The organism is Nonomuraea basaltis (assembly GCF_005893125.1).
GTDB lineage: Bacteria > Actinomycetota > Actinomycetes > Streptosporangiales > Streptosporangiaceae > Nonomuraea > Nonomuraea basaltis.
In genome coordinates, this window is record NZ_VCJS01000020.1 from 49,661 (window position 1) to 71,303 (window position 21,643).

Annotated in this window: 18 protein-coding genes; 6 read left to right on the forward strand and 12 right to left on the reverse strand. The window is 71.1% G+C overall.

Annotated features, from left to right (window positions below; all coding sequences use genetic code 11):
* Positions 1-67: 67 nt before the first annotated feature.
* On the forward strand, positions 68-424 hold the full coding sequence (locus tag EJK15_RS12290; protein WP_138710517.1) for a DUF6285 domain-containing protein: 357 nt from the start codon (positions 68-70) through the stop codon (positions 422-424).
* A 59-nt stretch (positions 425-483) separates the two neighbouring features.
* On the opposite strand, the gene mctP is transcribed toward EJK15_RS12290, so the two are convergent.
* The 3 genes from mctP to EJK15_RS12305 form a co-directional block, all read right to left on the reverse strand.
* Positions 484-2,100, reverse strand: a complete 1,617-nt coding sequence (gene mctP, locus EJK15_RS12295) for a monocarboxylate uptake permease MctP (protein ID WP_138710518.1) — start codon at positions 2,098-2,100, stop codon at positions 484-486.
* Complete coding sequence (locus EJK15_RS12300) at positions 2,097-2,306, reverse strand: DUF3311 domain-containing protein (RefSeq protein WP_138710519.1); 210 nt, start codon at positions 2,304-2,306, stop codon at positions 2,097-2,099. Before EJK15_RS12300 ends, mctP begins: the two co-directional genes overlap by 4 nt.
* Before the next feature lie 253 nt (positions 2,307-2,559).
* Positions 2,560-3,117 carry a VOC family protein gene (locus EJK15_RS12305; RefSeq protein ID WP_138710520.1) on the reverse strand — a complete coding sequence of 186 codons (558 nt, stop codon included), beginning with the start codon at positions 3,115-3,117 and terminating at the stop codon, positions 2,560-2,562.
* A 78-nt stretch (positions 3,118-3,195) separates the two neighbouring features.
* Here EJK15_RS12305 and EJK15_RS12310 point away from each other — a divergent pair, with 78 nt between their 5' ends.
* The gene (locus tag EJK15_RS12310; protein ID WP_138710521.1) at positions 3,196-4,086 is read left to right on the forward strand and encodes an SDR family oxidoreductase; all 891 of its coding nucleotides are present in this window, start codon (positions 3,196-3,198) and stop codon (positions 4,084-4,086) included.
* A 21-nt stretch (positions 4,087-4,107) separates the two neighbouring features.
* Here the strand turns inward: EJK15_RS12310 and EJK15_RS12315 are convergent, their stop codons facing one another.
* The 6 genes from EJK15_RS12315 to EJK15_RS12340 all read right to left on the reverse strand — a co-directional run bounded on the left by EJK15_RS12315 (position 4,108) and on the right by EJK15_RS12340 (position 12,990).
* On the reverse strand, positions 4,108-5,076 hold the full coding sequence (locus tag EJK15_RS12315) for a helix-turn-helix transcriptional regulator (RefSeq protein ID WP_171074255.1): 969 nt from the start codon (positions 5,074-5,076) through the stop codon (positions 4,108-4,110).
* The gene (locus EJK15_RS12320; protein ID WP_206060806.1) at positions 5,058-6,635 is read right to left on the reverse strand and encodes a CocE/NonD family hydrolase; all 1,578 of its coding nucleotides are present in this window, start codon (positions 6,633-6,635) and stop codon (positions 5,058-5,060) included. Before EJK15_RS12320 ends, EJK15_RS12315 begins: the two co-directional genes overlap by 19 nt.
* Before the next feature lie 57 nt (positions 6,636-6,692).
* A complete protein-coding gene (locus EJK15_RS12325) occupies positions 6,693-7,556 on the reverse strand; it encodes a DUF4394 domain-containing protein (RefSeq protein ID WP_138710522.1) in 864 nt (287 codons plus the stop codon).
* A gap of 105 nt (positions 7,557-7,661) precedes the next feature.
* Entirely contained in the window at positions 7,662-11,183 is a 3,522-nt protein-coding gene (locus EJK15_RS12330; protein ID WP_138710523.1) for a S8 family serine peptidase, read from the reverse strand.
* 126 nt (positions 11,184-11,309) lie between these two features.
* The gene (locus EJK15_RS12335) at positions 11,310-12,719 is read right to left on the reverse strand and encodes a glycosyltransferase family 39 protein (RefSeq protein WP_206060807.1); all 1,410 of its coding nucleotides are present in this window, start codon (positions 12,717-12,719) and stop codon (positions 11,310-11,312) included.
* A gap of 37 nt (positions 12,720-12,756) precedes the next feature.
* Positions 12,757-12,990 carry a hypothetical protein gene (locus tag EJK15_RS12340; RefSeq protein ID WP_138710525.1) on the reverse strand — a complete coding sequence of 78 codons (234 nt, stop codon included), beginning with the start codon at positions 12,988-12,990 and terminating at the stop codon, positions 12,757-12,759.
* A gap of 142 nt (positions 12,991-13,132) precedes the next feature.
* Here EJK15_RS12340 and EJK15_RS12345 point away from each other — a divergent pair, with 142 nt between their 5' ends.
* From EJK15_RS12345 to thyX, 3 genes are all read left to right on the forward strand, one after another.
* Positions 13,133-15,265: an anthranilate synthase component I gene (locus tag EJK15_RS12345; protein WP_138710526.1), complete on the forward strand. Its 2,133-nt coding sequence runs from the start codon at positions 13,133-13,135 to the stop codon at positions 15,263-15,265.
* 188 nt (positions 15,266-15,453) lie between these two features.
* Complete coding sequence (locus EJK15_RS12350) at positions 15,454-16,611, forward strand: amidohydrolase family protein (protein WP_138710527.1); 1,158 nt, start codon at positions 15,454-15,456, stop codon at positions 16,609-16,611.
* A 272-nt stretch (positions 16,612-16,883) separates the two neighbouring features.
* Entirely contained in the window at positions 16,884-17,573 is a 690-nt protein-coding gene (thyX, locus tag EJK15_RS12355) for an FAD-dependent thymidylate synthase (protein WP_206060808.1), read from the forward strand.
* A gap of 60 nt (positions 17,574-17,633) precedes the next feature.
* Here the strand turns inward: thyX and EJK15_RS12360 are convergent, their stop codons facing one another.
* The gene (locus EJK15_RS12360; protein WP_206060809.1) at positions 17,634-17,945 is read right to left on the reverse strand and encodes a ubiquitin family protein; all 312 of its coding nucleotides are present in this window, start codon (positions 17,943-17,945) and stop codon (positions 17,634-17,636) included.
* Entirely contained in the window at positions 17,946-19,025 is a 1,080-nt protein-coding gene (locus EJK15_RS12365) for a WD40/YVTN/BNR-like repeat-containing protein (protein WP_138710529.1), read from the reverse strand.
* A 309-nt stretch (positions 19,026-19,334) separates the two neighbouring features.
* Here EJK15_RS12365 and EJK15_RS12370 point away from each other — a divergent pair, with 309 nt between their 5' ends.
* Positions 19,335-20,255 (forward strand): helix-turn-helix domain-containing protein, encoded by a 921-nt coding sequence (locus EJK15_RS12370; RefSeq protein ID WP_138710530.1) that lies wholly within the window; start codon positions 19,335-19,337, stop codon positions 20,253-20,255.
* On the opposite strand, the gene EJK15_RS12375 is transcribed toward EJK15_RS12370, so the two are convergent.
* Positions 20,141-21,553 carry a sialidase family protein gene (locus EJK15_RS12375; protein ID WP_171074256.1) on the reverse strand — a complete coding sequence of 471 codons (1,413 nt, stop codon included), beginning with the start codon at positions 21,551-21,553 and terminating at the stop codon, positions 20,141-20,143. The two genes, EJK15_RS12370 and EJK15_RS12375, sit on opposite strands and share 115 nt — an antisense overlap.
* Positions 21,554-21,643 lie beyond the last annotated feature (90 nt).

Consider the following 21,643-nt stretch of genomic DNA (forward strand, 5'->3'; position numbering starts at 1 on the left):
CCCCGTATCATCGCTCGGGCACCCGGAGAGCGTTGGGAGCCGGCTCCGGGTCTGCTAGGCAGGTCTCATGACGCGAACAGACCCGTCCCCGCACGACGTGCCCACGGCGGCGCAGCTCGTGGCCGCCGTACGCGACTTCCTCCAGACCGACGTGCTGCCGGCCGCCGAGGGCCGGGTGCGCTTCCACACCCGGGTCGCGATCAACGTGCTCGGCATGGTCGAGCGCGAGATCGAGCTGGGCCCCGCGCAGGCGGAGGAGCACGCCGCCCGGCTCGCCGGCCTGGGCGTGGCCGGCGACGCCGAGCTGGCCGCCGCCATTCGCGAGGGCCGGGTCCCCGACGACCACGCGCTCGTCACCGCCCTGGAGCAGGCCGTGCGCGCGAAGCTTGCGGTCGCCAACCCCGGCTACCTCGCGGAGGGGTGACGGGCGCACGGCCCGCCCCAGTCTCAGGAGGGCGGGCCGTGCGGGTCAGTGTGAACCGGTCAGGTCGAGCCGGTCAGGTCCAGGTCCTTGACCTTCGGGTCGCCCTCGTCGGCGAAGTAGTCGCCGCGCGAGGTCGCGTCCTCGCCGTCGGCCACCTTGGCCGCCCGGAACAGCAGCGTGCCCACTGCCGCCACCACCAGGTTGACGATCAGCGCCACGAACCCGACGTAGATCGTCATCTTGGTGTCGAACCCGAGGTTGGACAGGCTGAACGCCGACCCGCCGAAGTGCAGCTTCCCGGTTGCCGGTGGGCCGGGGACGGTGTACAGCATCCACATGCCCGCCGCCAGGCCGGCCGCCCAGCCCGCGATCAGGCCGCCCCGGTGGAACCAGCGCGTGTACAGGCCGAGCGCCACCGAGGGCAGCGTCTGCAGGATGAGCACGCCGCCGATGAGCTGCAGGTCGATGGCGAACTGCAGGTCGAGCAGGAGGATGCACAGCACCGCGCCGACCTTGACCACGAGCGAGACCAGCTTGGAGACCTTGGCCTCCTGGGCGTCCGTGGCGTGCTTGTTGAGGTACTCGCGGTAGATGTTGCGGGTGAACAGGTTCGCCGCCGCGATCGACATGATCGCCGCCGGGACCAGAGCGCCGATGCCGATCGCCGCGTAGGCCACGCCCGCGAACCAGTCGGGGAACATCTGGTCGAACAGCTGCGGCACGATCGTGTTGTTGTCCCCGGTCTTGCCGTCCGGGTTCATGACCGGCTTGGTGCCGGCCGCGATCGCCATGTAGCCGAGCAGCGCGATCAGGCCGAGCAGGAGGCTGTAGGCGGGCAGCGCCGACATGTTGCGCTTGATCACGTTGCGGTTCTTGGAGGCCAGCACGCCGGTGAGGCTGTGCGGGTAGAGGAACAGCGCGAGCGCCGAGCCGAAGGCCAGGCTGATGTACTGCAGCTGGTTGGCGGCGTTGAGGGTGATCCCGTCGCCGGGCGGGGCGGAGGCGTCGAACTTGGCCTTCGCCGCGTCGAAGATCGACCCCCAGCCGCCCAGCTTGGCCGGGATGTAGATGACCGCCGCCAGGATCACGATGTAGATCAGCGTGTCCTTGACGAACGCGATCAGCGCGGGAGCGCGCAGGCCCGACTGGTAGGTGTAGGCCGCCAGGATCGCGAACGCGATGATGATCGGCAGGTGCCCGGTGACGCCCATCGACTTCAGCACGGCCTCGATGCCGACCAGCTGCAGCGCGATGTACGGCATGGTCGCCACCAGCCCGGTGATCGCCACCACCAGCGCCAGCGTGGGCGACCCGAAGCGGGCCCGCACGAAGTCGGCGGGCGTGACGAACCCGTGCACGTGCGACACCGACCACATCCTGGCCAGGATCAGGAACACCAGCGGATAGATGATCACGGTGTACGGCACGGCGAAGAAGCCCATGGCTCCCGCGCCGAACACCAGCGCGGGCACCGCGACGAACGTGTACGCGGTGTACAGGTCGCCGCCCACCAGGAACCAGGTGATCCAGGAGCCGAAGTTCCGGCCGCCCAGACCCCACTCGTTCAGGCTTTCGATGTTGTCGGGCCGCCGCCAGCGAGCCGCCACGAAGCCCATGCCGCTGACGATCAGGAACAGGACGGAGAAGACGACCAGCTCGGTCGTGTGCTGGCTCATTTCGTCATCCTGTAGACGATGGTCGTGGACACGACGCCGACCCCGATGAAGGCCAGCTGCAGCCAGTAGAAGAGCGGGAAGCCGAACAGGCGGGGCTCGTCGGCGTTGAACAGGAACGTCAGCAGGGGCAGCACGATCGGCAGGACCAGCAGCCAGTTCCACGGGCTGCGGTCGGTGCGTGGCTGTCCGGGTTCCCCGGTGGACATCGACCCTCCGATGCATGGATCAGGAGCCCGCGGTGACCGGCTCCTGACAGGTAGTCAATGGAGGGAGAGTAGCTTTACGGGGGTATTAATCCCAATTACCGTTATGTTACGTTTTGGCCTAAATGTCGAGATGACTTCTCAGCCTGTGGGACAAGCAGGCACGACCTCGCAGGTCCCGCCCTCGCACCTTAGTTACCGGGACGTAGCCGGGAGATCGCCGATCGCCGAATGGTCGGTTAAACGCGCCGAACGGTCAGCTCGCCGGTGAGGTCCTGTCGGCCGCCGTCTTCGGCTCGTGCCGCACGTCGCCGGGCCGCCCGACCCGGCGCGTCCACGCGGCGAACTCGACCAGCACGCCGTCGGGGTCCTTGAAGTAGATGGACCGGACGAACACGCCGTCGTGCATCTCGGGCGCCACGCCGAATTCGCTGTCGTCGTGGTTGAGCAGCACGCCCACGTCGATGCCCTTGGCGACGAGCCGGTCGCGGTACTCCTCGATCTTCTCCGGCGGCACGTCGAAGGCGATGTGGTTCATCGAGCCGACAGCCGACAGCAACTCGCCCCGGTCGGGCAGGTTGCGCGGCGCCGACACGCCGGGCACGCCGTCGGGCGCGTCGGGGAACCAGAAGAAGGCCAGCGCGTTGCCGCCGCCGCAGTCGAAGAAGAAGTGCTGGCCCCAGCCCATGGGCAGCTCGATCGTCTTGATCAGCGGCATGCCCAGCACGCCGGAGTAGAAGTCGACCGTCTGCTTCATGTCGGAGCAGACCAGCGCGACGTGGTTGACCCCGCGGAGCTCGAATTCGCTGTTCATGGTAACTCCCTACTTATCACAGGGTTTTGGTGAAAAACATGACATGAGGTGTCCTCTTTTCCGGGGACGATCGGTCCCATGATTGCTTTGGTGGCGGGGGCGACCCGCGGCACGGGACGGGGAATCGCGGTCGCGCTGGGCGCGGCCGGCGCGACGGTCTATTGCACGGGCAGGAGCACGCGCGAGCGGCGGTCGGAGATGAACCGGCCGGAGACCATCGAGGAGACGGCGGAGCTGGTCACGGCGGCCGGCGGCACGGGCATCGCCGTCCAGGTCGACCACCTGGCGCCCGAGGAGGTGGAGGCGCTGGCCGGGCGTGTGGACAAGGAGCAGGGCCGGCTCGACGTGCTGGTCAACGACGTGTGGGGGAGCGACCACCTCTGGGAGTGGAGCACCCCCGTGTGGAAGCACGACATGGACAAGGGGTTCCGGCTGCTCAGGCTGGCCATCGACACCCACATCATCAGCAGCCGGTACCTGCTGCCGTTGCTCATCAGGAACGAGGGCGGGCTGGTCGTGGAGGTCACCGACGGCACCTGGGGGTTCAACGAGACCCGCTACCGGGAGAACGTCTACTACGACCTGGCGAAGATGTCGGTGAACCGGCTGGCGTTCGCCTGGTCCAACGAGGTGCGCCCGCACGGCGGGACGGCGGTGGCGATCACGCCGGGGTTCCTGCGCTCGGAGGCGATGCTGGACAACTTCGGCGTCACCGAGGACAACTGGCGCGAGGCGAAGGTGGACAGCGCCTGGCAGGTCTCCGAGACGCCCGCCTACGTCGGCCGCGGCGTGGCCGCGATCGCCACTGACCCGGACAAGCGGCGCTGGTCGGGTAAGTCGGTGGAGAGCGGCGAGCTGGCCGAGGCGTACGGCCTCACGGACGTGGACGGCAGCCGCCCGCAGGTGTGGCGCTACATCACCGAGGTGGTCGAGACCGGCAAGGAGGCCGACCCCGCCGACTACCGATGACCGTCGTAGGTGCGGACACCGCTACCTGCGGTGGTCCGCTGGACGCGGCCCACCGTAGAGGGCGGACATGCGGGTGGCGGCCTCGGCGGCCATCGCCCGCAGGTCCGGCGGATCCAGCACCTCCGCCTCCGGCCCGAACCGCAGCACCTGCGAGTACGCCACCTCCAGCGACTCCACGGCCAGCCGCACGGTCCCGTCCGGCCGCAGCGAGGCGAGCGCGTCGTCGACCGCGGCCGGGTCGGCGATGTGCCGCAGCATGCGGACCCCGCGCTCGCTGAGCCGCAGCGTGACCACGTCGCGCAGCAGCGAGCGGGTGAACTGCGCCGATCGCTCCACCCAGAACGCGGCCAGGTCGAAGTCCGCGTCCCGGTCGAAGGGCTCGGGTAGCACGGTGATCTCGCCGAACCGGTGCACCCGGAAGATCAGGAACCGCGTCCCGAGCCGCGCGGCCAGGTACCAGGCGCCTGCCTTCAGCACCAGCCCGTACGGCTCCAGCGCCCGCACGTTGCCCTTGTACTCCGCGCGCACCCGGCGGTCGCTCCACACCGCCCGGGCCAGCGGCGCGAGCGCGGGGGGCGGCGGGTCGCCGCCGGCGAACCAGCCCGGCGCGTCCAGATGGAAGCGCTGGGCCGCGGTCGCCGGCGCGTCCCGCAGGGCGGGGGACAGCGCGGCGGCCGCCTTCAGCCGGGCCGTCGCCGCCACGTCCTGCAGCCCCATCTCGCGCAGCGCGGCGGGCACGCCCGACAGGAACAGGGCCTCGGCCTCGGCCCGGTCCAGCCCGGTCAGCCGGGTCCGGTAGCCGTCGAGCAGCCGGTAGCCGCCGCCCCGCCCGCGGTCGGAGTACACCGGCACACCGGCCTCCGAGAGCGCCAGCACGTCGCGGTGCACGGTGCGCTCGGAGACCTCCAGCTCCTTGGCCAGCTCCGCCGCCGTCATCCCGCCCCGGCCCTGCAGGAGCAGGACCAGCGACATCAACCTCGAGGCGCGCACAGCGGCAGCACCACGGCGGAGGGGCGGTCGGGGGAGTGGAACACCTCGACGTCGTTGGGCACCATCGGGCCGCCCGCGCCGAGTGGATCGCCGGTGCCCGGGTTGCGGGCGATCGTCGGGTACGCCCCGGCCGCCACGTGCACCCGGATCCGGTGGTCGCGCCGGAACCGGTGCGCGATCGGCCACAGGTCGACCTCCACCCGCCGGACATCGCCGGCGGAGGGTCCGAGGCGGCGCACACCCTCGCACACGTTGAACGACCGCCCGTCCGGCCACACGTCGCACACGCGCACCACTACGTCAACGTATGGGGTGCTGGAGCGCACGAACAGCTCCGCGCGTACCGGGCCGATCATCTCCACGTCCGACTCCAGCGCGGGCGAGCTGTAGACCAGCACGTCGCGGCGCTGCTCCAGCCGCCGCTGGTCGCGCGGCCGGGAATCGCCCAGCAGCACCGGGCCGCCGATCACCGGCGTCGGATGATCGGGATGGTAGCGGAACCGGTCGGGCCCGGCCGCGCGCGGCCCGTCCACACCCAGCCCGAACCCGTGCTGCAGGTGCCAGCGCTGCTCCCGCGTGCCCGGCACCGGCCAGTCGGGGTAGTCGCGCCACTCCTCGGCCCCCGTCACGTAGATCCGCACGGGGTCGGGCCGCAGCCGGGACATGTCGCCCATCAGGTGCGCGCGGAACCACGCCGACGCCTCGATCATTGTGGGCCGGGCGTGCCGCGTGTCGATGTGGTACCAGGGCCCGATCGTCAGGTACGGGCGCCGGCCCGCCGCCCGCAGTGCCGCGTAGTCCTTGAGCTGCCACGGCAGGAACACGTCGTACCAGCCGCCGAGCATCGTGACGGCCGCGTCCACCTCGCCGACCTTCGGGGAGAAGTCACGCTTGTCCCAGTACGGCACGGCCGGGTCGGCGTGGTGCGTCACCAGATCCTGGAAGAACCGCAGCGACCGGCCCGCCGAGGCCAGGTCCAGCTCCGCCACGGGACGGCCCGACAGGACCGCCCTGCGGGTGAGCCGGGGCGCGGTCAGCACCGACGCGCCGCCGAACCGGCGCGACATGCCGTCGGTGAGCGTGGTCCAGCTCAGCGCCGACTCCAGCGCGAACGCGCCGCCCACGTACGCGGCGTCCCTGAACTGGGACGCGGTGATCTGCGTGGCCATGGCCTTCAGGTCGGGCCCGGCGTAGGGCGCGATCGCCCACTGCGTGTAGCCGAGGTAGGAGGGGCCGAACATCGCGAACGAGCCGCCGTACCAGGGCTGCTCGCGCAGCCAGGCGACGGTGGCCAGGCCGTCGTCGTGCTCGTCGCCGAGCGGGTCGAGCAGACCGCCCGAGCCGAAGCCGCCCCGGCAGCTCTGGATCACGACGTGGAAGCCCTGCCGGGCGAAGCCTCGTCCGGAGAACAGGCCGAACAGGCCGCGCCGGCCGTAGGGGGAGCGCATCAGGATGACGGGGGCCGGCCCGCCTCCGGCCGGAGCGTAATGGTCGGCCAGCAGCGTCACGCCGTCGGGCATCGGCACTGGAAGATCACGCTGGAGCCGTACGCGTTTCATGTACTAACCAGTAACAGATGCCGCCCGGGGTGCGGTAGCCCGGGGGCACGCGTAAAACTACCCGTCCAGCTGGACGGCGATGTCGCTCACCTGGCGGCCGGAGGGGAACGTTCCAACCAGGTCGGCCATGCCCGTCAGCGCGTTCACCGTGTAGAAGCGGTAGGCGCCTCTGACCTTGAGCGCGGCGTACGGGGTGTTGGCCACCGTCACGCCGTTGCGCAGCCGGCTGTAGACGTCGAACCCGGCGTCGGTGGCGGCGTCCACGCCGAGCTTGCCGGTGGGGGCCAGGTTGCCGGCGTTGGCGGGGGACTGCACGGACACCTGGTCGCCCGTGGTGTCCAGGTCGAACAGGGTCGTCGCGGTGGCCGCGTCCAGGTCGTTGTTGGTGTACCCGGCGGCGGTCACGCCGGTCGCGGTCGTGCCGGCCGTGGCGGGGGGCACGGGCGGGTTGGTGAGCGTGCCGTCGGCGGCGGTCGTGCCCCGGGGCGGGGCGCCGTTCGGGTCGTCCAGGTTGTGCCGCAGGTTCTGGCCGGTGTCGCTGATCACGCGCAGCCGGTTGGCGGCCGGGTTGAAGTCGACGCCGAAGGTCGCGCCCCTGAGCGCGACGCTGAGCTGCGACACCTTGGTGGCCTTCGCGCGGTTGTCCAGCGTGTAGATGCCGCCCTTGTCGCCGACGGCGTACAGCTTGCGGTTCTGCACCCGGTAGTCGATGCCGACGACCTTCCTGTCGCCCTTGAGGCCGCTGATCCTGCCGGCCCGGTCGACGTTGCCTGGGGTGTCCGCCCGGAAGGCCACCAGATCGCCGGCGGTCGTCAGGCCGGCCACGAGCGGGCCGGCGTTGCGGGACTGTGCCTGCGCGGGCGAGGCCAGGACCGCGCCCGCGCCGAGCACGACGACGGCGAGCGCCAGTTGCTTACGCATGGAGAACTCCTTATGTGGGTGTTGCTCTTGCCCCTTTCTTCGCTGATCGGGCCCTTTCGGATGAGGGCCCGCCCCGCGCGGCGGCGGGGCGGGCCGGAGAATGGGTTACGGGGCCGTCCGGTCGGGGCGCTCCGAGATGCGGACGGCGTTGACGATCGTCGAGCCCTCACGGGTGGCGAAGCGCACGTTGAGCTGGCCGTCGGTGACCTTCACCGTGTACTGCCTGGTGACGGCCGTGTACGTGCCCGCCTCCAGCGCCAGGTCGAGCGCCGGGATCGCGAGCTGCCCCTCCACCAGCACGTCGAACACGCGCTTGCCCATCTGCGTGTTCCTGATCTCGGCGAAGTCCAGCTCGACGGTGTACGTCCCGGCCGGCACGCCGTCGAAGCGGTACTCCAGCATGCCCTCGCGGGCGGTCCTGAACAGGGCCTGGTCCTCGGTCCCCGCGATGGTCCTGGACGTGCTCTGCGTCCTCTGCTGGGTGGCGACGTAGCCGTGGGAGCCCTGGACGTACTTCCGGTCGGCCGTCCAGGTGTCCCCGGAGCTGTCGGTCAGGCTCTTGGAGCCGCCGGCGTCGATCGCCACCTGGTGCTTGGGCACCACGACCGTCACCTTGATCTCAATGTCCGGCTGCCGGCCGCTGGCCGACTCGACGAGCAGCCTGCCCTCGCGCACCGTGCCCGGCGCGAGGCCGGCGCTGGACACCGTGACCCGCAGCGTCACCGCCTGCCCCTTGGCCAGCTCGCCCGCAGCCGGCGTCACGCCCGCCCAGGTCTCCCCGGCCACCGTGTACGGGGTCGGCGAGCCGAGGTTCGTCAGCTCCAGCGTCCGCGTGCGCGTGGACTCGCCGGGCATCACCACGGTCAGCTCCCCGGCAGAGGCGCTCACCCGGCCGGTGACCAGCGCCGTGCCGATCCTCGTCACCGTGCCCGGCGCGAGGGTGACGGCCTGCGTGAACGTGCCGTAGTGCGCCTTGGACACCACGACCTCGTAGTCGCCCGCCAGCACCTGCCCGTAGAACGCGCCGTCAGCGCCGGTCGTGAACGTCGCCACGTCCCCGACCTTGACCGTCGCGCCCGCCAGCGGCTCGCCGTCGTTGGCGTCGGTCACCACGCCGGTGACCAGGCCGTGCCGGCCGGCCGTGAAGGTCACGCCCTGCCCGGTGGACAGCGCCGCCTCCTCGTACGAGTACAGCAGCGCGTCGGTGCCGCCCGCGTTCTCGATGCCGACCGTGGCGCTGGTGCCCTGGTCGCGCTCGCTCTCGATGTCCTTGTACCGGAACCCGATCGAGCCGTCCTCGCCCAGCAGCGCCGAGAACGAGATCCGCTGCGAGGTGTCGCTGTAGAAGTTGACGTTGCGCCACTCCACGACGAACACCCGGTGCGGCGCCGTGCCCGTCACCGCGGTGTAGACCCCGCCCTGGGCGTCCACGGTGAGATCGTCCCAGTACGGGTAGACCGCGTTGTTCGGCGTGGTCGTGGTGGGCAGCCGGCCGTTGCTCGCGGTGACGATCCGGTCGGCGGCGAACGTGAGGAACCCGTTCGTGCCGATCCACGCCTTGGCCTGGCCCGCGCCGTAGAACGGGATCGGGAACGGCAGCGTCACTTGGACGGCCTCGTCGTCGCCGGTCAGCGCCAGCTTCTCGGTGCCGGCCACGTACGCCTGCGCGCCGCTCCGGCAGGTGTAGCCGAAGCCGTCGCCGCGCAGCGGCAGCTCGACGTCCTTGACCACGTCGCCGGCCACCGTCACGGCCGAGGTCGCGCCGCTGGAGCAGCGTGACACCGGCGTGATCTTCAGGTCGTAGTTCCCCTGCGGCAGCGTCATGCTGTAGCGGCCGTCCGCGCCGGTGACCGCGCTGACCGGCGTGCCGGCGGCCTCCACCGTCGCGCCGGGCTCGGGCGCGCCCGCCGTGGTGACCGTGCCGGACACCACGCCCGCCGGCTGCTTCGTCATCGGCACGTCCGCGGTCGCGGCCTGCCCGGCGGTGATCGTCACGGCGACGGTGGCCCGGTCGTAGCCGAACCTCGCCGCCGTGATCTCGTAGTCGCCGGCCATCAGGCGCGAGATCGCGTACGTGCCGTCCTCGCCCATGGTGACCGTGCGGCTCATCGGCCCCGACACCGTGACCGTGACTCCCGCGACGGGCGCGCCGGCCGCGGTGACCGTGCCGCTCAGGTCGCCGACCTCCCCTTCCGGCGCGGCGCTGACGGCGGCGTACGCGTCGAGCCGGCCCTCGCCCCAGACGTTGTTGTCGGCCGCGGCGCCGCCGCAGCTGGTGTCGGAGACGTCGGTGGCGGTGCTGTCGAGCAGCGGCCGGGTGGCCGCCACGTCGCCCTGCAGCGCGGGCGCCGCCGACCAGATCAGCGCCACCGCGGCCGCCACGTGCGGCGAGGCCATGGAGGTGCCGCTGAAGCTGCTGTAGGCGTTGCCGGGCGTCGAGGAGCGCACGTTGACGCCGGGCGCGGCGATGTTCGGCTTGATCTCGCCGCCCTCGCCCGCGCCCTTGCTCGACCTGGCGTACAGCGCGTTGTTGACGTCGAAGCCGCCCGCGCTGTAGCTGGTCGTGTACTGGCCGGGCGAGCCGGAGGTGTTGCAGGCCGGGCCCTCGTTGCCGTTGGCGAACGCGGGGAAGATCCCGGCGGCGATCCACGCCTCGACCGTCTCCTTGTACCAGGGGTCGAACCCCTCGCCGCCCCAGGAGTTGTTGACGATGTCCGGCGCCAGGTCCGGGCGCGGGTTCTGCCCCGCCAGGTCGGTGGGCGCCAGGATCCACTGGCCGGCCGCCAGCAGCGACGCGTCGGTGCAGGTGTTGACCTCGCAGCCCTTGGCGGCGATCCACCGGGCGCCCGGCGCGACGCCGATGCCGTTCGCGCCGACCATGGTGCCCATGACATGCGTGCCGTGGCCGTTGTTGTCGCACGGCGCGGACGTCGGGCAGACCCGGGCCGGGTCGAACCAGTTGTAGTCGTGCGTGACCGAGCCGTCCGGGCTCCTGCCCCGGTAGCTCGCGGCCAGCTCGGGATGGTCGAACTGGGCGCCGGTGTCGATGTGGGCGATCACGATGCCCTCGCCCCGGTTGCCGGTCTCGCTCCATACGCGCGGGGCGTTGACGCGGTCGATGTTCCACTCGACGGCGACTTCCGATGTCTCCGAGTCCGCGACGACGACCTTCGCCTCGGCCTCGCCGGGCACCGGCTTGGGCAGCGCGACGGTGCGGACCGGGTCGATGCGCTCGACCTCGGGCAGCTTGGCGATCTCGCCGGCCAGCTTCTCGTCGGCGGTGACCCGCACGGCGTTGACGATCCAGTAGGGGGTGTAGTCGGCCTCGCGGGCGTCGAGCAGCCTGCGCAGGCTCTCCTGCGAGCTTCTGGCGCGCCCGGTCTTGGCCTCGAAGACCAGCTCGGCCTTGGCCTCCTTGGTGGCGGCCCGGCGGGCGCCGCTGAGGTCGGCGGCCCCCTTCATCCGGACCCAGAAGGTGGCCTTGCCGTCCTGGGCTAATCGCGCCCGGACGGTCGTGTCGATCTTGTCGGGATCTGGTGCGGCGTGGGCCGCGGTCTGCGGGACGAGGAGACCGGCGATGACGATGATCCCGGCCAGGATCGCACGCCAGCGGAGGGTGATGGGCACGCGCTCTCCTTCACGACATTGGGGTAGAGGTGATCTTTACGCCTCTGTCGAGAAGGGTGAAGCGATCTTGTCGGGAAAGCAAGAGGTGTCGTAAACCGTAACGTTACGAGCTGAAATGCAATCTGGTCAGCTGAAATGTCGCCACATGGGCCAGGTCGCCGACCAGGGCCGATCCAGGCCCCGGCACAGGTAGACCGGCAGGCCCTGCTCCTCGTTCTCGATGTCCACGCCGTTGTCGATCCTGGCCCGCTCTTCGCAGGAGCCGAAGAGGTCGCGGCCGCGCGGGCCGATGTTCACCAGGATCGCGGTGGTGCCGGTCTCGGGCGGCGGTCCATAGTCCCAGAGCTGGTTGTGTCCCGAGTACACGCGCGGCACCCCGGCCTGGTCCAGCGCGCCGTGCTCGCCGTAGCTGCCCGTCAGGATCACCGTCCTGGCCTGCTCCTCGGGCGGGAGCGACCGCCTGACCCCGTCCACCGCCGCCGTGAATCGCGGCCAGCCGACCGACTCGCGCGCCACCTCGTTGATCGCCGGCACCGGCGTCTCGGCCAGCTCGGCCACCGGGATGAGCGGCAGCCCGATCACGGCCGAGACCGCCGCGCTGAACGCCAGCGCCCAGGCCGCCGGCCGCGCCCGGGCGGCGGCGACCGCCGCCACGCAGCCCGCGGCGAACAGCAGCAGGATCAGCCCCGCCGCGTAGTCGAAGCGCCCGCCGCTGATCAGCGTCAGCGCCGCCGCCACCGGATAGGCCACGGCCAGTGCCCGCACCCGCCGGTCCCGCCACAGCCGCACGAACCCGAACACCGCGATCACCGACACGACCGGCCCGAACAACGTCAGCTGCATCGGCACGAAGAGGACGCGCATCTCGGCGCCGTCGTTCTCGCTGAGTGCCGCCGCCATCGCCAGTTGCGGCCAGTCGTTGGCCACCTGGTAGATGAGGTTCGGCACGGCGATCACCACCGCGAGCAGCGCTCCCGCCCACAGCCACGGGCTCGCCAGCGTCCGCCGCGGCCCCGCGGCCAGCAACCCGGCGGCCAGCCCCAGCACCAGCAGCGCGATCAGGTGCTTGTTGTAGGTGGCCAGCCCGATCACCGCCCCCGCGGCGAGCCACCAGCGCGGCTGCTGCTCGCGCAGCAGCGCCTTCAGGATGAACAAGATGGCCGCCGCCCACAGCGGCAGGTCGAAGCTGAGCGTCAGCATCGAGTGCCCCGCGATCAACGTGAACGCGCCCGTCGCCGTGCCCGCCGCGGCCAGCGTCTGCGCCGCCTTGCCGCCGTCCAGCTCCCGCGCGATCAGCGCCACGAGCACGACCAGGATCGCGACGGCCAGCGCCGGCAGCACCCTGATCCCGGTGACCGTGTCGCCGAACAGCGCTATCCCGGCCCTGGCCAGCATCGGCGTCAGCAGCGGCTGGTCCACGTAGCCCCAGGCGGGCAGCTCTGACAGCACCCGGAAGTACAGCTCGTCACGGTGGTAGCCGTAGCCGGGGCTCAGCGCCAGGAGCACGCCGAACAGCAGGACCGCGATCGCCGTCACCGATCGCCACGCTAAAGGCCGCTCCATGCCCGCCAACCTAGATCGCCGGGCGCTCCTTTGTCACCGCTGTCCGATGGCCGACCTGCTTCATGATCGCCATGAAGTACGCCTTGATGTCGCCTTCGCTCTCGTCGTCGGGATGGGCGCCGAGGTGGTAGACCACGGCGGCGGTCAGCAGCTCCTGCACCACGTCCAGGTCGATGTCGCGCGGGCGGGTCTCGCGGGCAGGTCGCGTTGCGCGATCTTGAAAGGCCGGATAGCCTGTCGGCATGCGAAATCGCGCTGAGCTCCTGTGGTGGCGCCGCTCATAGGCGGCGCGAGTTTCGCATTCCTCATCGGACGGCCGCCCCGGATGGCGGCCTTTCTCGTGTCCGCCCCGGGGTTCGATCATTTGACGTGATAAGGGGCAGCAAGTGGAGACGAGCGGATATACCACCGCCGGGGGCATCGCAGTCGAGCGCGAGGCCCGCGAGACCGACGAGGCGGCGCTCGAAGAGATCGTGACGGCCCTCGGCGAACGGCGCGGCGGCGCCTTCTCCTCGGGCATGGACTACCCCGGGCGCTACAGCCGATGGGCGTTCGGCTACGTCGACCCGTGCCTGGAGCTGGTCGCCAAGGGCCGCACCATCTCGGCGACGGCGCTCAACGAGCGCGGCAGGGTCGTGCTGCCCGCCGTCGCCTCCTGCCTGCTGGCCGCGGGCAAGCCGGTCACCGAGCCCACGGCCGACCGGGTGGAGGTGCACGTACCCGAGTCGGAGGACTTGCTGCCCGAGGAGATGCGCAGCCGCCGGCCCACCGTGTTCACCGCGATCCGCGAGGTCATCGCCGCCTTCCGCGGCGACGACCCGCACCTGGGGCTCTACGGCGCCTTCGGCTACGACCTGGCCTTCCAGTTCGAGCCCATCAGGCAGGAGCTCGTACGCCCCGACGACCAGCGCGACCTCGTGCTCCACCTGCCCGACCGGCTGGTCGTGATCGACCGGCAGCGCGAGACGTGTGTCGAATACCGCTACGAGTTCACCGTGGACGGGGCCACCACCCGCGGCCTGGAGCGGACCGGCGCGAGCACGCCCATCGAGGCCCCCGGCGAGCTGCCGGAGAACCCGGAGAAGGGCGAATACGCCAAGGTCGTGGCCGCCGCCAAGGAGAAGTTCAAGCGCGGCGACCTGTTCGAGGTCGTGCCCGGCCAGGTCTTCCACGCCGCCTGCGCCGACCCCGCGGGCTTCTACCGCGGCCTGCGCCACAGCAACCCGGCGCCGTACGAGTTCATCATCAGCCTCGGCGAGGGCGAGCACCTGGTCGGCGCCTCGCCCGAGATGTACGTCCGGGTGAGCGGCGACCGCGTCGAGACCTGCCCCATCTCCGGCACGATCGCCCGCGGCAGCAACCCGGTCGAGGACGCCGAGGCCATCCGCACCCTCCTGTCGAGCGTCAAGGAGGAGTCGGAGCTCACCATGTGCACCGACGTCGACCGCAACGACAAGTCGCGCATCTGCGTGCCCGGCTCGGTGAAGGTCATCGGACGCCGCCAGATCGAGCTCTACTCCCGCCTGATCCACACCGTGGACCACATCGAGGGCCGCCTGCGCCCCGAGTTCGACGCCCTCGACGCCTTCCTCACTCACATGTGGGCCGTCACGGTCACCGGCGCGCCCAAGACCTGGGCCATGCAGTTCATCGAGGACCACGAGGCCACCACCCGCAGGTGGTACGGCGGCGCCATCGGCTTCATCGGCTTCGACGGCTCCATGAACACCGGCCTCACCCTGCGCACCGCCCAGATCAAGAACGGCGTGGCGATCGTCAGGGCCGGAGCCACACTGCTGTTCGACTCCGACCCCGAGTCCGAGGAGCGCGAGACCGAGCTTAAGGCCAGCGCTCTGCTCGGCGCCCTGGCCTCGGTCAACGAGCCCGGCGCCGTCCCGGTCCCCGAGCCCAGGCCGCAGCCGGGCCTGGGCATGAAGGTGCTGCTCGTCGACCACGAGGACTCCTTCGTCAACACGCTGGCCGACTACTTCCGCCAGGAGGGCGCCGCCGTGGTGACGCTGCGCCACGGCTTCCCCTCGCACATGATCGACGAGATCGGGCCCGACCTCGTGGTGCTCTCACCCGGCCCCGGGTGGCCCACCGACTTCGGCATGTCCGCGCTGCTCGACCAGATCTACACCCGCGACCTGCCGGTCTTCGGCGTCTGCCTGGGCCTGCAGGCCATGGTCGAGCAGGCCGGCGGCACGCTGGAGCTGCTCGACTACCCCGAGCACGGCAAGCGCGGCCAGGTCTCCAGGCTGGGCGACAGCGCGCTGCTCGAGGGGCTGCCCGAGGAGTTCACCGCGGCCCGCTACCATTCGCTGCACGCCAAGAGGCCCGGCGTGGTCGGCTTCACCCCGACCGCACTCACGCCCGATGGCAATGTCATGGCCATCGAGGACGTCGAGCGGCGTCGCTTCGCCGTGCAGTTCCACCCCGAGTCGATCCTGACCCAGGAGGGTGGCGCGGGCGCGAAGGTCATCGCGAACGTCCTCCGCCTCTGCCGCCGGCAGGCCTGATCGACGGCAGGCCGTAGAGAGGCTACTGAACGACGCCGGGCGGGTCGTGCGAACGGTGCGGACGCCGGCAGGCCGTGCGGAGGTCGTGAAGCGCCCGCCGGCTCGTACCGGGGTCGTAACGTCAGGCGGGCCGTGCGGAGGTCGTAAAACGTCGGCGGGGGCATGTGAGGCTCCCCTAGAGTCTCCGCATGCTCTCCGTAGATCTGCCGGGCACGGTGCGTGACGCGCTGCTCTCCCCGCTCGTCGACCACCACTGTCACGGTGTACGGCGAGACGACCTGACGAGGGCGCAGTTCGAGCTGCTCATCAACGAGGGCGGCAGCGCGGCGCCGCCGGGCACCACCCACTTCGACACGCCGCTCGGCCTGGCGCTGCGCCGCTGGTGCGCGCCCCTGCTCGACCTGGAGCCGCACGCCCCGCCCGCCGTCTACCTCGCCCGCCGGGCCGAGCTGGGCGCCGCCGAGGTCAACCGGCGGCTGCTGGCCGCGGCCGGGATGGTGGCGTTCCTGGTCGACACCGCTCCAGCGGACACCTCCTCAGGGGACCTGCTGTCGGCCGCCGAGATGGGCCGCCACGGCAGCGCGGCGGCCGACGAGCTGGTCAGGATCGAGCAGATCGAGCGGAACGTGGCCGAGCTGGCCCAGGTCGCCGTCGACTACCTGGACGGCCTCGGCGAGGAGCTGACCGCCCGGGCCGCGAGGGCTGTCGGGATCAAGACCGTCATGGCCACCCAGTGCGGCCTCGACTTCGACCCGTCCCGGCCGAGCCGGGGCGCGGTGATCGCGGCCGTCAACCGCCGGCTGGACGCGCCGAAGGAGCCGCTGACCGACCCGATCCTGCTGCGTTACCTGCTCTGGAGTGCGATCGACGTGGCCAGGGAGCGCGGGCTGCCCGTGCAGTTCCACACCGGGTTCGGCGGCGGCCCGGGACTCGAGCTGCAGCGTACCGACCCGGCCAGGCTGAGCGCGTTCGCCGGGGTGCTGCAGGCCGCCGGCGTGCCGGTGATCCTGCTGCACTGCTACCCGTTCCACCGTCAGGCCGCGTACCTGGCCGGTCTTTACCCGCACGTCTACGTGGACGTCGGCCTCGCGCTGCCGCACACCGCCGCCGCCTCGGCCAGGGTGATGGACGAGCTGCTGGAGCTGGCGCCGTTCCACAAGCAGCTGTTCAGCTCCGGCTGCCGCGGCGTGGCCGAGAGCTGCCTGCTGGGCGCGCTCTACTACCGGCAGGCGCTGGGCGCGGCGCTCGCGGCCAGGGTCGGCGCGGGGGAGTGGAGCGCGGCGGACGCGGCCCGGGTCGCCCACATGATCGGCTCAGGGAACGCCCGCCGGATCTACCGGTTGTGAATTCCTCCTCACGGAGGAGGTGTGACCTGCGCGTGCTCTGCACGGCCGCGCGCCTGCCTCGGGCGACCTAGACAGGTAGGATCGCCGTCGCGAGGGGCCCGCACACCGCTGCTGACCTGCTCAGGCACCCGCTGCCTGGCCGCCGGGCAGGCGGGGGCGCCGACTCGCGCCGAGCCGCGCGAGCTGGTTTGCTTGGGCCGTCACAACAAACCCAACCCGAGCGGGGGCTCCCTATGGGCACTGTCGAACCCGAGATCAAGTTTCGTAGCGACATGGACGTGGAGCTGGTCAAGTCCGCCGCATCAGATGCCGATGTGCTGTGGGCCGCGCGAGTCTCCACGAAGGGCGAGAGCTCTCTGGCCGAGATCGAAGCCGACCCCCAGGGCTCCAAGGGCCTCATCAACTTCCTGATGCGCGACAGGCACGGCACGCCGTTCGAGCATTCGTCCATGACGTTCTTCATCAGCGCGCCGATCTTCGTCTTCCGCGAATTCATGCGACACCGGACGTTCTCCTACAACGAGGAATCCGGTAGGTATCGCCAGCTGGTTCCGGTTTTCTACGTCCCAGGCCCCGATCGCAAGCTGGTGCAAGAGGGCAAGCCGGGCAAATATGTGTTCAAGGACGGCACCGCTGAGCAGCACAAGCTGGTGACCGAAGCGACTCAGGAGAGCTACCGGCATTCCTACCGCGCTTATCTGGAAATGCTCGAGGCCGGGGTCGCTCGCGAGGTGGCCCGGACCGTGCTTCCGGTCGGCCTTTACTCATCGATGTATGCCACTTGCAACGCCCGCGCCTTGATGAACTTCCTGTCGCTTCGTGTCAAACGCGAGGACTCCACGTTCCCGTCGTTCCCTCAGCGGGAAATCGAGATGGTCGCCGAGAAGATGGAGGCGCTGTGGGCGGGGCTCATGCCGCTGACCCATGCGGCGTTCGAGGCCAATGGGCGCGTCTGTCCTTGACCCGCCTGTCCAACGGTCGCCGCGGTGGGTCTGCGGCGACCGTTGGCGAAAGCAGGGCGTTCAGGCGAGCGCGGGCAGCACGTAGACCTCGGCGCCCGGCGGCAGGGCGCAGTCGAGGCCGCCGAGGCCCCGGGCGTTCTCCCCGCACACGATCATGCTGATGTGCCGGCGGATGCGGCCGTAGTCGTCGCGCAGCCGCTCCTCCAGCAGCGGATGCGTGCGCCGGAGCCTGTCGAGGGCCGAGCCCAGCGTGGGCGGGGAGTCGTGGTCGGCGCCGACGGCGAAGACCTTGACCTCCGTGCGCCCGCTCACCCACCGCCGCAGCGTGCTGGGCAGCACGAACACGACCATCGTCACGGGTTTGGTCGTCAACTAGAGCACCGCCGCGCGCACGGTGAGCACGTCGGGCAGGTGCCGGCCGACCAGCGACCACGTCTCGCCGTCGTCACGCGAGCAGTAGACCTCGCCGTCGCGCGTGCCGAAGAACAGCCCTGCCTCCGACATGCTCATCGCGTCCCGCAGCACCGTCGCGTGCACCGGCTCCTCGGGCAGGCCCTGATCGAACGGCTGCCACGTCGCGCCCGCGTCGTCGCTGCGGTAGACGCGGTAGCGGTGGCCGACGGGCGTGCGGTCCATGTCTGCCGTCAGCGGCAGCACGTAGACCGTGTCGGGCCGGGACGGGTGCACCACGATCGGGAAGCCGAAGTCCGACGGCAGCGAGGAGCCGATGTCGTGCCAGGTGCCGCCGAAGTCGTCGCTGCGGTAGACGCCGAAGTGGTGCTGCAGATAGAGCCGGTCGGGCCGGGTCGGGTGCATGGCGACCTTGTGCACGCACTGCCCGAACTCCGGATATTGCTGTCCCTCGGGCATGAAGGGGGCGCGAATGTTCTGGTTGGACGCCTCCCATGACAGGCCGCCGTCGGCCGAGCGGTAGAAGCCGCCCGTGGAGATCGCGACGCCCATGATCTTGGGGTCTGCCGGGTGGTTGATGATCGTGTGCAGGCACAGGCCGCCGCCGCCCGGCTGCCACTGCGGGCGATGCGGGTGCTCCCAGAGCCCCTCGATGAGCCGGTAGGTGACGCCGCGGTCCTCCGAGCGGAACAGCGCCCCCGGCTCGACGCCCGCCCACACCACGTCGGGCTCGGACGGGGAGGGCACGAGCTGCCACACCCTGGTGAGGGTCGCCTCCGTCTTCTCGGGGAAGGCGATGGGCGGCTGCTCCGCCTCTCCCCAGGTCCGGCCGAGGTCATCCGAATACATGACGGATGGACCGAAATGGCCGTATTCGATGCCCGCCAGGAGCCGGGGTGTGGTGCCGCGGGTGTCGATCGACACCGAGGGCACCGCGACCGTGGAGAACTGGATCGGCTCGATCTCGAACGGGCCGCCGTCCGCCGAGCGGGCGAGGAACAGGCCCTTGCGGGTGCCGATCGCGAGCACTGCGTCACTCATGGCATCCTCCCATGTTCGCTTCCCCGCCAATGGTGCCACGCGGTACCGACAACTTCCGAGGACTGGGAGATTCGCCCCAGGAGGTCCGTCAGGGTCACCGCCGGCCGCCGTCCCGGTCGGTCGCCGTCCCGGCCGGTCGGCGTCCGGGTCGTCACCGTCGCGGTCGGTCGGCGTCCCGGGTCGTGGTCGTCCCGGTCGGTCGCCGTCCGGGTGGTGGTCGTCCTGGCCGGCCGGCGTTCAGGTCGTTCGCGACCGGCATTACCCGAGGGGTAATCGTGACACTTCCCCGCGGCCGATAGGTTGCCGGGCATGGGAGCGCTTGCCGTACGTGAAGAGTCCTTTGGCGAGTTGCTGCGCTCGTGGCGTCAGCGGCGCCGGGTGAGCCAGCTCGACCTGGCCATCGAGGCCGAGGTTTCGGCCCGCCATATCAGCTTTCTGGAGACCGGGCGCTCCCGGCCGAGCCGTGAGATGGTGATGAAGTTGGCCGAGGAGCTCGGGGTGCCGCTGCGGCACCGCAACAGGCTGCTGGTGTCGGCGGGGTTCGCGCCGGTCTATCCCGAACGCGAGGTACGCGCCCCCGAGATGGAGGTCGTCCGCCAGGCGCTGGAAAAGATCCTGGCCGGGCACGAGCCGTACCCGGCGGTCGTGGTGGACGCGGCGTGGAACCTGGTGGCGGCCAACTCGGCGGCCGCCATGTTCATGGACGGCGTCCCGGCCGAGCTGCTGAAGGAGCCGATCAACGTGATGCGGCTGTCGCTGCACCCGCAGGCCATGGGCGGCCGGCTGCTCAACCTGGCCGAGGTACGCGCCCACCTGCTGCACCAGTTGCGCAGGCAGGCCGAGATGTCCGCCGACGGGCGGCTGGCCGAGCTGCACGACGAGCTGGCGTCGTACACATATCCGGGCGTGGACCTGAACGTGGCGCACGTGCCGGGCCCGGCCGACATCCTGGTGCCGCTGCGGATCGCGGCGGGTGACCGGGTGCTGTCGATGTTCACGACGATCGCGACGTTCGGCACGCCGGTGGACGTGACGGTGTCCGAGCTGGCCATCGAGACGTTCTGGCCCAACGACGAGGAGACCGCCGCCGCCTTCCGAGAGCCGGCGCCCGATGGTCAACGCGCTGTGGCGGGCAGGCCGGGCGCCTCCTCGCCGGCCCCGATGGGCGCCTCGATGGAGGCCGCGGCGGGGCCGCCGCCCTTGATCGGGAGGCCTCCCGAGACGGTGTAGGTGCGCATGCTCAACGCGCCGCCCGCGGGCGCCGCCGCGACCGTGAAGGCGGGAAAGGCGTTGCCGCCCGGGACGATCGAGGTGGAGATGTAGTCGCCGGTCATGCGGCCCTGGGCGGTGTTGGCCAGCCACTCCAGCGCCATCGGCCCGTGCAGCTCGGCGGGCGCGGACCAGCTGCGGCCGCCGTTGGCGGAGGAGGTGTAGCCGACCGTGAGCCGGCAGGTGGCAGGGGTGCAGGCGGGGTCGGGGTAGCGGTAGTAGGCGAGCGCGAGCCTGGCCGAGCCGCCCGAGGTGGCGCGGTCGACGCCGAGGCCGGGGATGAAGTGGTCGCCGCCGTCGCTCGTCACCCGCGTGACGTGGCCCCATGCGCTCCCGTCGGCCGACTTGGCCAGCACGATGTCGTTGCCGGCGCAGTAGAGCTGGAAGCGGCAGTCGTGCCAGACGACGTACACGGCGCCGGACGCGTCCGTCTCGGCCGACGGCAGCGGGGAGGCGCGCAGGCCGCCCGCGACCGTGTGCCGCTGCACGGTGGAGACGAGCTCACCGTCGCTCCAGGTGGCGCCGCCGTCGCGGGAGCGGAAGGCGCGGATCTGGTGCTCGTTGCTCAGGTACGGCACCACCACCGCGCCGTCCGGCCGCACCACCGGCTGCCCGCCGAGCCCGGTCGCCGGCGTGCCGGTCACGGCCCAGGTCAGGCCGCCGTCGGACGAGCGGGCCATCTTGATCGCGTTGCCCGTGGCGTGGTCGTCGAACGCGACGTGGCAGCGGCCGTAGAAGGGACTGTCCGGCGCGTTGTCGCAGACGATCCAGCTCTTGTCCAGGTTGCCGCCGCCCGCGACGGCGACCGTCACCGGGGCGTCCCAGGTCCGGCCGCCGTCGGCGGAGCGGCTGGTGAGCACGGCCGCCCCGGCGATCCCGCCCGTGTCGGTGATGCCTAAGGACGAGACGAGCCAGACGTCGTGCCGGGCGTCGTAGGCCACCGACGGGTCGCTGACCCGCTGGTACGGGCCGTCGCCGAACCCGGTGATCCCCGGCAGGGCGCCCTTGGCCCAGGTGGCGCCGTTGTCGGAGGAGGTGGCGAACGCGATGCCGGACGCCCCGCCGTCGAAGAACCTGCCCGCCTGCTGGGCGGTGACGATCGTCGTGCCCCACTGGAAGGTGTCGGGGCCCGCCTGCGTGCCGTGCTGGCTGGTGGCGTTGGCGTACGCGTCGGCCCCGATCTCCGTCAGCGGGACGTCCGCCGCCGCCGGAAGCGGAGTGAGAAGCAGCGACGCGACGACGACGGACGGTACGGTCACGAGCGCGCCGATTCCTCGGCGACTGGCGGGGGATGGCACAGTCGACCTCCACATGGCGTGTCAACTTCCACCTCGCACTGTCCAACCCCC